Origin of the sequence: Planobispora rosea, assembly GCF_014648175.1 — a bacterium.
Lineage (GTDB): Bacteria > Actinomycetota > Actinomycetes > Streptosporangiales > Streptosporangiaceae > Planobispora > Planobispora rosea.
In genome coordinates, this window is the sequence record NZ_BMQP01000051.1 from 13657 (window position 1) to 26660 (window position 13004).

Annotated in this window: 12 protein-coding genes; 6 read left to right on the top strand and 6 right to left on the bottom strand. The window is 71.9% G+C overall.

Features of this window, described 5'->3' with window-relative positions; translation table 11 throughout:
• Positions 1-49 precede the first annotated feature (49 nt).
• Positions 50-718 carry a DUF952 domain-containing protein gene (locus IEZ08_RS39975; RefSeq protein ID WP_229803824.1) on the bottom strand — a complete coding sequence of 223 codons (669 nt, stop codon included), beginning with the start codon at positions 716-718 and terminating at the stop codon, positions 50-52.
• Between the two features lie 229 nt (positions 719-947).
• Here IEZ08_RS39975 and IEZ08_RS34030 point away from each other — a divergent pair, with 229 nt between their 5' ends.
• Entirely contained in the window at positions 948-2003 is a 1056-nt protein-coding gene (locus tag IEZ08_RS34030; RefSeq protein ID WP_203863610.1) for an endonuclease/exonuclease/phosphatase family protein, read from the top strand.
• A gap of 56 nt (positions 2004-2059) precedes the next feature.
• Here the strand turns inward: IEZ08_RS34030 and IEZ08_RS34035 are convergent, their stop codons facing one another.
• Both IEZ08_RS34035 and IEZ08_RS34040 read right to left on the bottom strand, forming a co-directional pair.
• A complete protein-coding gene (locus IEZ08_RS34035) occupies positions 2060-2620 on the bottom strand; it encodes a GNAT family N-acetyltransferase (RefSeq protein WP_068923664.1) in 561 nt (186 codons plus the stop codon).
• Between the two features lie 126 nt (positions 2621-2746).
• Positions 2747-3673: an AraC family transcriptional regulator gene (locus tag IEZ08_RS34040; protein ID WP_203863609.1), complete on the bottom strand. Its 927-nt coding sequence runs from the start codon at positions 3671-3673 to the stop codon at positions 2747-2749.
• A gap of 140 nt (positions 3674-3813) precedes the next feature.
• Between IEZ08_RS34040 and IEZ08_RS34045 the strand changes: the two genes are divergently transcribed.
• Positions 3814-4635, top strand: a complete 822-nt coding sequence (locus IEZ08_RS34045) for an SDR family oxidoreductase (protein WP_068923666.1) — start codon at positions 3814-3816, stop codon at positions 4633-4635.
• Positions 4636-4695: 60 nt separating this feature from the next.
• Here IEZ08_RS34045 and IEZ08_RS34050 read toward each other — a convergent pair whose 3' ends face one another.
• Positions 4696-5022, bottom strand: a complete 327-nt coding sequence (locus IEZ08_RS34050; RefSeq protein WP_189243823.1) for a DMT family transporter — start codon at positions 5020-5022, stop codon at positions 4696-4698.
• Between the two features lie 235 nt (positions 5023-5257).
• On the opposite strand from IEZ08_RS34050, the gene IEZ08_RS34055 reads away from it, so the two are divergent.
• The 3 genes from IEZ08_RS34055 (at position 5258) to IEZ08_RS34065 (ending at position 7965) form a co-directional block, all read left to right on the top strand.
• Positions 5258-6214, top strand: coding sequence for a radical SAM protein (locus IEZ08_RS34055; RefSeq protein ID WP_068923668.1), 957 nt, complete (start codon positions 5258-5260; stop codon positions 6212-6214).
• An 84-nt stretch (positions 6215-6298) separates the two neighbouring features.
• The gene (locus tag IEZ08_RS34060) at positions 6299-7102 is read left to right on the top strand and encodes a phytanoyl-CoA dioxygenase family protein (protein WP_068923669.1); all 804 of its coding nucleotides are present in this window, start codon (positions 6299-6301) and stop codon (positions 7100-7102) included.
• A complete protein-coding gene (locus IEZ08_RS34065; protein ID WP_068923670.1) occupies positions 7099-7965 on the top strand; it encodes a substrate-binding domain-containing protein in 867 nt (288 codons plus the stop codon). Before IEZ08_RS34060 ends, IEZ08_RS34065 begins: the two co-directional genes overlap by 4 nt.
• 73 nt (positions 7966-8038) lie before the next feature.
• Here IEZ08_RS34065 and IEZ08_RS34070 read toward each other — a convergent pair whose 3' ends face one another.
• Both IEZ08_RS34070 and recD2 read right to left on the bottom strand, forming a co-directional pair.
• The gene (locus IEZ08_RS34070; RefSeq protein WP_229803825.1) at positions 8039-9253 is read right to left on the bottom strand and encodes a L,D-transpeptidase; all 1215 of its coding nucleotides are present in this window, start codon (positions 9251-9253) and stop codon (positions 8039-8041) included.
• A gap of 178 nt (positions 9254-9431) precedes the next feature.
• Positions 9432-11651 (bottom strand): SF1B family DNA helicase RecD2, encoded by a 2220-nt coding sequence (gene recD2, locus IEZ08_RS34075; protein WP_068923671.1) that lies wholly within the window; start codon positions 11649-11651, stop codon positions 9432-9434.
• 214 nt (positions 11652-11865) lie between these two features.
• Here recD2 and IEZ08_RS34080 point away from each other — a divergent pair, with 214 nt between their 5' ends.
• Positions 11866-12945 carry a winged helix DNA-binding domain-containing protein gene (locus IEZ08_RS34080; RefSeq protein ID WP_189243824.1) on the top strand — a complete coding sequence of 360 codons (1080 nt, stop codon included), beginning with the start codon at positions 11866-11868 and terminating at the stop codon, positions 12943-12945.
• The last annotated feature ends 59 nt before the right edge of the window (positions 12946-13004 follow it).

Here is a 13004-nt window from a genome sequence, read left to right on the forward strand (position 1 = left end):
GGCTCCACCTCGATGGTCGCCGCCCTCGGCGACGCTGCCGAGGACCCCTTCACGGCGGCAGGGTGAAGGGCTCCGCCGACACCACGGCGGAGACGGGGACGGGGCCGTAGATGTGCGGGAAGGTCTCCGCGCCGTCCCGGATGTGCCGGTCGTCCCGGGGGCCGGGCGGCGCCTCGAAGCGGACGTCGAGACCGGTGGGGTCGATGGTCAGCAGGGTGAGCGGGTCGGTGACGCCGCGGTAGTAGCGGCGGGCGACGCCGTCGAGCTGGGCGTGGTCGGCGCAGGCGTGGATGAAGCCCTCTTCCTCCAGGGTGCGTCCCCGTGTGGAGACGCGGTACTCCCCCGTTGCGCGCGCGGCGTCCCAGTCCGCGGTCAGGGCCAGGTGAAGGACGGTCATGCGCCCCGCTGTGCCCGGGGGTGTGCCCGTCCCCTGTACGGCTCGCCTGACCAGATCACCGATCAGGAGGAAGAAGGAGAGGGCCAGGCAGAAGAACCCCACCCTCAGGGAGGTCGTGAAATTGTGCGGGCTGACCGTGATGGACGGGCCCAGCAGGCGGGCCGTTGCGATGATCGCATAGGCCGGGAAGGCGACGCCGATGAACAGGAAGGGCGTCACCAGGATCCGCAGGACTTCTCGGGGCCTGCGTCCCACCTGGATCACGGCTCTGAGCAGCAGAAGGATCATCAAGGCGATCAGGATCCAGTCCACGGCGTTCATCGCGTGATCGTAGAACATCCGCGCACGCGCCTCACCGGCTGCTCCGGGCGGGGCGCTACCGCGGTCGCGGGGTCCGGCCCGGCCGCGGCGCCGTTCACCGCCAGAGGGCGGTGATGAACAGCGCAGCGCGGTCTTCATGGATGCTCACCCGGGCCATGCGGTGGGGCGGTGTGGGCGCACGGGCCGGCGGAGAGGACGCCCGGCGGGAGGTCCCTGCCTGCTGGCTGTCGTGCGGCTGTCGGTGCACGGCGTGCACCGGGACGGCGGGCACGCGGAGGCCCTGGCCCGCTCGATCGCCCAGCCGCAGTGGCGGGCCCGGGCGCTGGTCGTCCTGGTGCGGGCATACGCCCGAGATGCTGAGCGACGAGATGCTGAGCCGGCGGCGTGCTGTACCGTCGGGCCGATGAGGTTCGCGACCTTCAACGTGCTGCACGGCCGGCCGACCGAGAACGGGCGGCCGCTGCCCTTCCCCGCAGCGGCCGCAGAGCCGCTCGCCGAGGCCGTCGCGTCGACGGACGCCGACGTCCTGGCGCTGCAGGAGGTCGACCGTTTCCAGGAGCGGTCAGGACAGGCCGACCAGGCGGCGATCGCCGCCCGGAGGGTGGGCGCACGGGATTGGCGCTACGCCTCGGCCCTGCACGGCCGCTCGGTGCCGGACCGCGGGTGGGTGCTCGACCTGGCCCAGCCCGGGTTGCGCGTGTACGGGCCGCAGGAGGCCGCGGCCCGCAGCGGCGGCCCGTCGCACGGGATCGCCTTGCTCAGCCGGGTCCCGGTGCTCGCCTGGCGGGCGCGGCGGCTGCCGGCCGCCCCCGTGCGCCTGCCGCTGCGGGTGGTCGGGCGGCCGGGGCTCACCATGGTGCCCGATCAGCCGCGTGCCGTACTGGCCGCGGTCCTGCAGGGCCCGCGCGGTCCTTTCACCGCGGTGGCGGCGCACCTGTCGTTCGTCCCGGGCTGGAACGCGGTCCAGCTGAGCGCGATCCGCCGCTGGATCGCCGGCCTGCCGGTGCCCCACGTGCTGCTGGGCGACCTGAACCTGGTGGGTCCCCTGCCCCGGATGGTGCTCAGCGCGGCCGCCCGGCTGGAGGACCCCGTCGGCAGGAGGCGGCCGGAGGGCCGCCGCTGGCGTGCTCTCGCCCGTACGCCGACCTACCCCGCGCACCGTCCGCGGGTGCAGTTCGACCACGTCCTGGCGACGGGTCTGTCCCCGGACGCGGTGCGCGGGACGGGCACGCCGTCCACGCCCGTCTCCGATCATCGGCCGCTCGTCATCGAGCTGGCGTTGTGACCGGGTGAACCGGCCGGGACCGGCCGGTGGTGCGGCCGGTTCCGGCCGCACGGGGATCAGCGGCGGTTGCGCCATTCGTGGTGCAGGATCGCGTAGATCAGCTCGTCGGTCCATTCGCCTTTGACCCACTCGTTCTGCACGAGGTGGGCTTCGCGGCGCATGCCCAGGCGTTGCAGGACCCGCGCGGAGGCGGTGTTGCGGGCGTCGAGGCGGCCGGTGATGCGGTGCAGGCCCAGGCCGTCGAAGCCGAGCTCCAGCAGGGCGCGGCCGACCTCGGTGGCGTAGCCCTTGCCGTGGTGGCCGGGATGCAGGACGTAGCCGATCTCTCCGGCGCGGTGGGTGCGGCTGTGCCAGAACAGCAGACCGTCGCCGATGACCTCGCCGGTGTCGGCGATCTCCACGGCGAGGGACAGGGCCTGGCCCTCGTCCAGCAGCGCCACCTGAGTGATCTTGGTTTCCAGGGCCTCGCGGGCCTGCTCGCGGTCGCGGGGCTCCCAGTACAGGTAGCGGGTGACCTCGGGCAGCGACTGCATGGCGTACACGGCGTCCAGGTCGCCGGGGGTGAAGGGACGCAGGATGAGCCGGTCGGTCCGGATCGGGTAGGAGGGTTTCAGCACGCGGCCAGCCTAGAACAGGGCAAAAGCGGCCGGCGATGCAATAAATTCCGTGCCGGGCGGGGCCCGGTCCGGTCGTCGGCCGGGCGGGACGCGGGTCGCGTGCGGCGGACCGGAGGGGTGTCGGACTCAGGGGCGGGGACGGGCCTGGGCCCGGTAGCGGCCGGGGGACTGTCCGTGGGCGCGGCGGAAGGCGCGGGCGAACGCGAACTCTGATTCGTAGCCGACGCGGCCGGCGATGACCGACAGGGGTTCGGCGCCCTCCTTCAGGAGGACCGCGGCGGTGATCATGCGCCAGCGGGTCAGGTATGCCAGGGGCGGCTCGCCGGCGAGGGTGACGAAGCGGCGTGCGAACGCCGCCCGGGACAGCCCGGTCGCGGCGGCGAGCCGTGCCACGGTCCAGCGGTGCCCGGGAGCCTGGTGCATGAGCGTCAGGGCGCGCCCGATGCGGGGATCGCGCAGTGCGCCGAACCAGCCCGAGGCCGGGGGGCCGTGCTGTTCCTGCCAGGCGCGCAGGATGTAGACCAGCAGGACGTCCACGAGCCTGGCGGTGACGCCCCGCGCCCCGGGGCCGGGCCGGTCGAGTTCGGCGGCGAGCAGCCGGACGGCGGAGCCGAGGGGGCCGCCGTAGGTCGCGTGCGGCGCGGGCAGGTGCAGCAGCCTGGGGAGCGCGGAGAGCAGGGGGTGGGTCAGGCCGGCGCCGAAGTCGTAGACCCCGCAGATGATCACTGTTTCCGCGCCGGCGCCGCCCACCGAGGCGGTGTTCGGGTGGTCGTGGGCGGCCAGGACGCCGGTGAAGGGCACCGCGGCTCGTCCGGGCCGGTCGGCGGCGCAGTAGGGGGCTCCGTCGGGCAGCAGCGTCACATCGCCTTCCCGCAGGTGTACGGGCTCGGTGTCGCCGTCCAGCCGCAGCCAGCACTCCCCGCGGACGACGATGTGGAAGTTGGCGGCGCCGCCGCCGTCGAAGTGCAGGCCCCACGGCGCGCGGGCGGTCAGGCGGCCGGAGACGCCGCCGCCGATCCGGGTCATCGTGAGCACGTCGTCGAGCACGTCCACGGGGTAACGGTAGCCCAGGGAAGTGAGACGATCTGCTAGGAATCTGAGCGTTCTCGTCATGGATCGTCGCAGGGCCGCTCCGTAGCCTCGACACCGGATGCCGCGCCGGCACAGGCGCGGCCGGGTGTGGGAGGAAACGCATGAGTGGATCGCCGGTTCCCGTCCGGACTCCGTTGCCGCACGTCCTGGAGGGCAGGACCGTCGTGCTGGTCGGCGGCAGTTCCGGGATCGGCCTCGCGGCCGGGCTGCTGCTGCGCGCCGTGGGCGCCCGGATGGTCGTGGTCGCCCGTGACGAGGCGCGGCTGGCCGCCGCGGCCGCGGCCATCCGCGCGGCGGCGCCCGGCCCGGGCGGCCCGGGCGATCCGGGCGCCGCCGTCCTCACCCGGGCGGCCGACGCCTGCGACGAGGAGGCGTTGCGGCGCGCGCTGGACCCGGTCGATTCGATCGACCATGTGCTGGTCACGGCCGGGACGCTGGTGATGGGCCCGCTGGCGGAGCTCGACCGCGGGGCCGGGTCGGTCGTGGTGGACAGCCGGTTGTGGGCCGCCTACTCCGCGGCCCGCGTCACCGAGTCGCGGCTTCCGGCCGGCGGGTCACTCACCTTCGTCTCCGGTGACTTCGTCCGGCGCCCGCTGCCGGGGACCGCGCTGGCCGCCGCCGGGCTGGGCGCGGTCGAGGCCCTGACCCGGGGTCTGGCCGTGGAGCTGGCGCCGCGGCGGATCCGCGTCAACACGGTCCGCGCGGGCGGCACCGACACACCGCTGACCCGCTCCTTCTTCGGCCGCGGCGCCGATCCGGACTCCGGGGCCGCGGCGGCGGCGATCGCGGCCGCCGGTGCGGCGACGCCGCTGGGGCGGCTGGCCGGCCCGCAGGAGGTGGCCGCCGCGGCCCTGTTCCTGATGGCCAACCCGTACGTGACCGGTAGCGTCCTGACCGTCGACGGCGGCCAGACCCTCGGATGAGGTCAGCTCGGATGAGGTCAGCTCGGATGAGGTCACTCGGATGAGGTCACTCGGATGAGGTCAGTGGACGCCGCCGGCGAGGTTGAGGACGAGCACGCCGCCGATGATGAGGGCGATACCGGCGATCTTGGCGAGGTTGAGGCTCTCGCCGAGGAACAGCACACCGATCGCGGCGATGGCGGCGGTGCCCGCGCCGGACCAGACGGCGTAGGCGGTGCCGACCTCCATCTGGAGTTTCAGGGCCTGGGCGAGCAGGTAGAACGCGGTGCCGTAGCCGGCCACTACGAGCAGCGACCAGCCCTTGTGGGAGAAACCGTCGCTGAGCTTGAGCGCGGTGGTGGCCAGGATCTCCGCGATGATCGCACCTGCCAGCATCAACCAGGCCATATGTGAAGTTCTCCCCCGAAAGTTCTCTTATCGCTGTCCAGTGTAGGAGTCAGGGCATTCCACAGGCGGGATGCCCCGACCCGCCGTACTCCCCCGGATCGCGCGAGCGGGGCCCGGCAAGCGCACCGGGGTCGGTACGCTGACGAATGGCGGTCCGGCGCCCGCTCCTGCGAAACGGCCCGGAAAACAGGCAAGCCCTTGCGGGCCGAGTCGAAAGCGTGTTCCACTGATCGGCATGGGATGGCACTCCCCCGCGCTGCTGCCCGAGGTCCCCGACACCCGGCCGCGGATCGAGCGCACCGCGGTGACCCGGGTGCACGGCGCGTTGACCTGCTACGAGGTGCGCGCGCGCAAGGCGCTGGAGGCGGTCCCCGGCGGCTGGGCGGTGAGCCCGTACCGGGGCTGCGCCCACGCGTGCCGTTACTGCACGGCCCGGCGCGGCCACCGCTACCTGGGCCTGGACGCCGGGACCGACTTCGACTCGCGGATCGTCGTGCGCACCGACATCGTCCGGCGGCTGCGCACCGAACTGAGCCGCACCTGGGACGGCCGGCCGGTGGCGGTCGGCCTGACCGGTGACTGCTACCAGCACGCCGAGGAGATCTACCGGTTGATGCCGCCCCTGGTGACCGCGCTGGGCGAGGCGGGGGCGGCCTTCACCGTGCACACCAAGAGTCCGCTGGTGCTGCGCGACGCCGACCTGCTGGCCGCGACCGGCGGGGCGAGCGTGATGGTGTCGGTGGCGTTCGTCGACGACCAGGTCCGCCGCATGGTCGAGCCGGGGGCGCCGAGCGCGCAGAAACGCCTGGAACTGGTGGCCGCCCTGGCCGAGCGTGGAGTGGCGTGCGGGGTGGCGATGGCGCCGATCCTGCCGCTGCTCACCGACTCCCCCGACCAGCTGACCGCCACCGTGCGCCGCATCGCCGGCGCGGGGGCGACCGGCCTGCTCCCACGGGTGCTGCGGCTGCCGCCCGGCGCGCGCGAGTGGTACCTGGCCTGGCTCGCCGAGCGCCACCCGGGGCTCGTCGCCCGCTACGAGGAGCTGTACGGCAAGAGCCCCGACGCCGACACCGGCTACGTGACCCGCGTCACCGAGCAGGTGCGGGCCCTGGCCGCCCGCTACGGCCTGCACTGCGGCCCGCCGGAGACGGCCCCCGCCACGGCCGCCTCCCGGCAGCTGTCGCTGCTGTAGAGCGACCCCGCAGCCCCCGCGCGCGGGAGAACCGGCCGGAAAACCGGTCGACAGGTTGATCTTCAGCCGCCTACCGTACGGCCCATGCATAAGTTCGGCAACGACGAGATGGTCGAGCGGTTCCTCTCCGACGGCTTCGTCAGAATCGAAGAGGCGTTCCCGCGCGAACTCGCCGAGCGGGGCCGCGAGATCCTGTGGCGGCAGATCGGGCTGAGCCCCGACGACCCGTCAGGGTGGACGAAACAGGTGGTGTGGGCCTACGACGAGAGCTTCGACCCGGTCTTCGACCAGGCGGCCAACACCCCCCGGCTGCACGAGGCCTTCGACGCGCTGGTGGGGCCCGGCCGGTGGGCGCCGCGCCGCGAGGTGGGCATGTTCCCCATCCGCTTCCCCGTCGACCCGCCGGACGACGACCGGGGCTGGCACATCGACGGCAGCATCGACCGCGGCGACGGCACCTACGCCGTCAACCTGCGCTCACAGGATCGGGCGCTGCTGATGCTCTTCCTGTTCTCCGACGTCGGCCCGGACGACGCGCCGACCCGCATCAGGGTCGGCTCGCACCTGGACGTGCCCCGGGTGCTGGAGCCGTTCGGCGAGCAGGGCGCGGAGTTCTTCACGCTGAGCCCGCTGGTGGACGCCGCCAGCGCGCACCGCCCGGTGGCGCACGCCACGGGACGGGCCGGGGACGTGTTCCTGTGCCACCCGTTCCTGGTGCACGCCGCCCGGGAGCACACCGGCACCAGCCCCCGGTTCATGTCGCAGCCCGCCCTTCCGCTGAAGGAGCCGCTGGTGCTCGACCGCGCCGGCGGCGACTACTCGCCGCTGGAGCAGGCCGTACGGTTCGGCCTGCAGACCAGCGGCGGACAGGATCGCCAGGCGGAGTGAAGCAGGGCCGGGACCCCGGGGCCTACCTGAGCCCAGGGTCCGCCCGAGTCCGGCCGGGCGCTGCGAGCGCGAACCAGATCCCCGCCGCCCCGCACACCGCCGCCGCCACGAGCAGCGCGAGCGCCGACCCGCCGGTCGTGCCCATGCCCACGGCGGCGCCCATGGCGGCGACGATGCTGGACTGGTCGCGCCGCCTGCTGGAGCAGGCCGAGCAGGCACACCGCGAGGTCACCGGGCAGGCGCAGCGGCTGCGGCTGGGCGCGCTGGAGACCCTGGCCGCCGTCTACGTCCCGCAGGTGCTGGCCCGGCTCGCCGGGCGCCGGCCCGGCATCGAGGTCCAGGTCCATCCCACCGCCCGGCGGGACGACCTGCTCGCCGACGTGGCCGCCGGACGGCTGGAGGCCGCGCTGCTGCTGGACACCGGAGAGGTCCTGGGAACCCTGGGGTTTTCTGCGCCGCCCGCGCCCCTGGCCTTCCTGGACATCGGCACCGTCCCGCTGGTCCTGGTCGCCGCCCCGGGCCACCGGCTGAGCGGGCGCCCCGCCCTGTCCGCCGAAGACCTGGCCGGTGAGAGGCTCCTGGTCAACGCGCCCGGATGCTCCTTTCACATGGCCGCCGACAAAGTCTTCGCTCCCACCCTGCAGCGCATCCCGGCCGGCGGCGTCCAGGTGATGCGGGCGTGGGCGGAGCAGGGCCTGGGCATCGCGCTGCTTCCGGAGTTCGCGGCATCGGCCGCGCTGCGTTCCGGCACGCTCACCGAACTCGGCCTGCCCGTGCCCGCCCTGAGCCTGCGGCTGGTCTGGCGAGGCGACCGCGAAGCCCTGCCCGGCCTGCGGGACCTCCTCTACGCCGCCGTCCCGTGACCGGGATCACCGGAGGCGAAAGCCCGGCGCGGGAGAAGCTCCCGCCTCAGCCCTGGCCAGGCACCCCAGAGGGTCAGGCATCGTTCAGGGCGCTGCCCTTCTTCCACTCGTTGAACGACAGCTGCCAGTAGCTCCAGCCGTTGTTCCACTCCACCTCGCGATCGGTCCCCTTGATGATGATCACATCGCCGCGCTGGACGGTGTCGTAGAACCACTTGGCCTGGTCGGGGCGGGCGTTGATGCAGCCGTGGCTGACGTTGCGGCGCCCCTGGGCCCAGACGTTGTTCTTGGCGTGGACGTACTCGCCGCTGTTGGAGAACCGTACGGCGTGGTTGATCATCACGTCGTAGTACTCCGGGTGGCCCTTCGGGAAGCCAGGGGAGATCATCCGCTCGGGGTTGGATTTGCCCATGGCCAGGTGGACGCCGCTGGTGGTGGTGTAGGCGCGGGTGGTGGCCATGCCGGCGCTGATGAGCATCTTCTTGACCACCTTTCCGTCCCGCTTGACGATCATGGTGTGCTTGCGGGTGTCGACGGTGGAGATCTGGGCCGCGCCGATGCGGATGGTCTTGGTGAAGTCCTCGACCCCGTACATGTTCCTGGCGCCCTGCACCCCTTCGAGGCGGGCGGTGAAAGTGACCTTCTGGTGGGCCTTCCAGAACTTGGCGGTCCGGTAGATGACGGTCTTGTCGTCGATCCACCGCCACGCGCCCTCGGCGGGCTTGTCGGAGGTGACCTCCAGGGCGCGCTCGACGTTGGCCTTGCCCGCCTTGGAGGGGATCGGGTTGTTGAAGGTGACGATGATCGGCGCCCCCACCCCGACCTTCTCCCCCTTGACCGCCGGGGTCACGTCCGCCACGGCCAGCTCGACCTCAGGCTTGAGCGTGGTGAAGGAGCTGCTGGCGGTGGTGCCGCCGGCCGCGCGCGCCGAGACGGTGTAGTCGCTGGCGGGCTTGAGCGGAGCCTTGGAGACCCACTTGGTACGGCCCGCGTCGAACTCCCCCTCCAGCTGCTCGCCATCGCTCTCCACGGTGACCTGCTCCAGCGGCCCGCCCGCGGCGGTGACCACGACCTTCTTGTCCGGGCGGACGGTGGAGCTGCCCTCCGCCGGGCTGATCTTTATGACCGGGGCGGCGGGAGTCGCCTGGGCGTCCTTCCCGCCGTCCCCGGTCGCGGCAGAGGGCGCGCCCGCCGGTTCGTCGGAGCAGGAGGCGGTCAACATGACGGCGGTCACGACGGCGAGACCGGCGACCGGCACCCTCAAGCGTCGGCTCTCAACGTTCAGCACGAACCTCTCCCCCACTGTGCAAACTCATCCAAAAACACTAATAGGAGATGCGTATGCACTGCCCGGGGTTCAGCCCAGTTATGTCACGTTTGTATAACTTCTCCTGGTCAGCCTCGTGCCGACACCGAGTGAACCTGGTAATGGCGCGCGGCCACGACAACGGCGACCCGCCACCGCCTCACCCCTCCCGCAGCCGGTGCGTCAGGCTCGTGTGCCGCCGCCCCGCACCACGCGTACGCACCGCCTGCCCCAGCGCCCGGCGCGAACCGACGATGACGACCAGCTTCTTGGCCCGCGTGACGGCGGTGTACAGCAGATTGCGCTGAAGCATCATCCACGCGCTCGTCGCCAGCGGGATCACCACCGCCGGATACTCGCTGCCCTGGGAACGATGGATCGACACCGCGTAAGCATGCGCCAGCTCATCCAGCTCATCGAAGGAGTACTCGACGTCCTCGTCCTCATCGGTGCGCACCGTCAACTTGTGATCATCAGGCCGGACGTCGACCACCACACCCACCGTGCCGTTGAACACCCCCGCCGCACCCTTGTCATAGTTGTTGCGCAACTGCGTGACCTTGTCACCGATCCGGAACACCCGCCCGCCGTAACGCCGCTCCGCCAGCCCCTCCCGCGAAGGAGTCAGCGCCTCCTGCAACAGGAGGTTGAGATTGCCCGCCCCCGCCGCACCCCGGTGCATCGGCGCCAGCACCTGCACATCACGACGCGCGTCGAGCCCGAACTTGCGGGGAATGCGCCGCGCCACCACATCCACCGTCAACGCCGCGATCTCCTCCGGCTCCTCGCACGGGAACAGGAAGAAGTCCTTCATGCCCTCCAGCACCGGCGGCAGCCCCGTGTTCACCCGGTGGGCGTTGGTCACCACCCCCGACTCCTGCGCCTGCCGGAAGATGTGCGTCAGCCGCACCCGGGGGATCTCCTCCTCCGCGGCCAGCAGATCACGCAGCACCTCCCCCGCCCCCACCGACGGCAACTGGTCGACATCCCCCACGAACAGCAGATGCGCACCCGGCGCAACCGCCTTGACCAGCTTGTTGGCCAGCAGCAGATCCAGCATCGACGCCTCGTCCACCACCACCAGGTCGGCGTCCAGCGGATTGTCCCGGTCGAACGTCGCATCACCCCCCGGACGCAACTGCAGCAACCGGTGCACCGTGGTGGCCTCGTGACCGGTCAGCTCCGACAGCCGCTTCGCCGCCCGCCCCGTGGGCGCCGCCAGGATCACCTTCGCCTTCTTCGCACGGGCCAGCGTCACGATGGAACGCACCGTGAAGCTCTTACCGCAGCCCGGACCGCCCGTCAGCACCGCGACCTTCTCCGTCAACGCCAGCCGTACGGCCTGCGCCTGCTCCGCCGCCAGATCCGCACCCGTCCGGCCCCGCAACCACTCCAGCGCCACCTCCCAGTCCACCTCCTGGAAAACGGCCATCCGATCATGAGAGGACCTCAGCAGCGCACGCAGCGAACCGGCCAGCGACAACTCCGCACGATGGAACGGAACCAGATAGACCGCCGGAATGACGTTGTCACCCGCCGGCAGCTCCTCCCGCACCACCCCCTCCTCGGCCACCAGCTCCTCCAGGCAGGAGGCCACCAGCTCCGCCGGAACCTGCAGGATCTTCACCGCGTCGGCCACCAGATTGGGCGCCGGCAGATAGCAGTGACCGTCGTCGGCCCCCTGCGACAACGTGTACCGCAGACCCGCCTTGACCCGCTCGGGGCTGTCGTGCGGGATGCCCACCGCCTGCGCGATCGTGTCGGCCGTCTTGAACCCGATCCCCCACACGTCGTCGGCCAGCCGGTACGGCTCGTTCCGCACCACGGAGATGGAGGCGTCGCCGTACTGCTTGAAGATCCGCACCGCGATCGAGGTGGACACCCCCACCCCCTGCAAGAAGATCATCACCTCCTTGATGATCTTCTGCTCCTCCCACGCCACCCCGATCATCTTCGTCCGCTTCGGCCCCAGACCCGGCACCTCCACCAACCGCTCCGGAGCCGTCTCAATGATCTCCAACGTGTCGGTCCCGAAATGATCGACGATCCGCTCGGCCATCTTCGGCCCGATCCCCTTGATCAACCCCGAACCCAGATAACGCTGGATGCCCTGAACCGTCGCCGGCAGCACAGTGCTGTAGGACCACACCTCGAACTGCCTGCCGTACCGCGGATGCGAACCCCACCGCCCGGTCAGCCGCAACGACTCACCGACCTGCGCCCCCAGCAGCGGCCCCACCACCGTCAGCAGCTCACTCCCCGACCGCTCCGTGGCGACCCGGGCGATGGTGTAACCCGTCTCCTCATTGGCATAGGTGATGCGTTCGAGCACCGCTTCCAGCACGGTGCCGGGGGGACGCTGCGCCTCCGGAGTGGTCATGGCGGGTATTGTGCCGCACATCCCCGACATCCTCCCCTCCCGCTCCTCTCGCGGAGGCCGCCTCCCCCACCTGGTTGCTTTTCTTTCCTCATCGTCGTTGGTTGTGTAACAAACCACTTCCTTTACAATGTAGATCAATTATTTTTCCGGCGACGGGACACCCGGTCACCCATCGCGGAAAGGAACCTTCCGCGATGGGTGACACCGTCCTCGTATGAGCACCTCGCCCACGCTGAGCATGAAGGCCCTCAACCGGATCACCCTCGACCGGCAGCTGCTGCTGCGCCGCGGCGAGCTGTCCCCCCTCGCCGCCATCCGGCACCTGACCGGCCTGCAGGCCCAGGCCGCGGACGCCCCCTACCTCGGGCTCGCCGCCCGCCTGTCGCGCTTCACCCAGGACGACCTGACCAGCCTGTTGTACGGCAGGCAGGCCGTGCGCGCCTCGGTGCTGCGCGGCACCCTGCACCTGGTCGCCTCGGCCGACTACCGGTGGCTGCGCCCCCTGATGCAGCCCGTCCTGGCCCGGGGCCGGCAGGCGGCCTTCGGCCGGGTCACCGCCGGCGTGGACCTGGCCGAGCTCACCGGCACCGCCCGGCGGCTGCTGACCGGGCGCGTCCTGACCCGCCCGCAACTGGGCCGGATGCTGGCCGAACGCTGGCCCGGCGTCCCCCCGCAGGCGCTGGGATGGTCGGCGCAGGCGCTGCTGCCACTGGTACACGTCCCGCCGCAGGGAACCTGGGGCAGGGGCGGCGCCACCCCCTTCGCCCTGGCCGAGGAGTGGCTGGACGAGCCGATGGAGGCCGAGCCGCCGGTGGAGCGGATGATCCGCCGCTACCTGGCGGCCTTCGGCCCGGCCGGGGTCATGGACGTGCAGGCCTGGTCGGGACTGACCCGGCTGCGCGAGGTGATGGCCCGCATGGACCTGCGGCCCTTCCGCGACGAGCACGGCCGGGAGCTGTTCGACCTGCCCGACGCCCCGCCGCCGCCCGACCCCGGGACACCGGCCCCCGCGCGCTTCCTGCCCGAGTTCGACAACCTGATGGTCGCCTACGCCGACCGCACCCGGATCATGACCGACGAGCACCGCCGGCGTGTGTGCGTCGGCGCGATGGTCGCCGCGACCATCCTGGTCGACGGCACCGTCCACGGCACCTGGAACCTCGCCGCCGGCCGCCTGGCCGTCCAGCCGTTCACCCCCCTCACCCCCCGGGCCGAAGCCGAGCTGACCGAGGAGGCCGGCCGCCTGCTGGACTTCGCCGGCGCCCACGACCTGCGGTTCCTGCCACCCGTGTGATCACGCCTCGAACCCGGCGGTCCCCGGGTCTTTCCAGCATCATCTCGGCGGGATAGGAA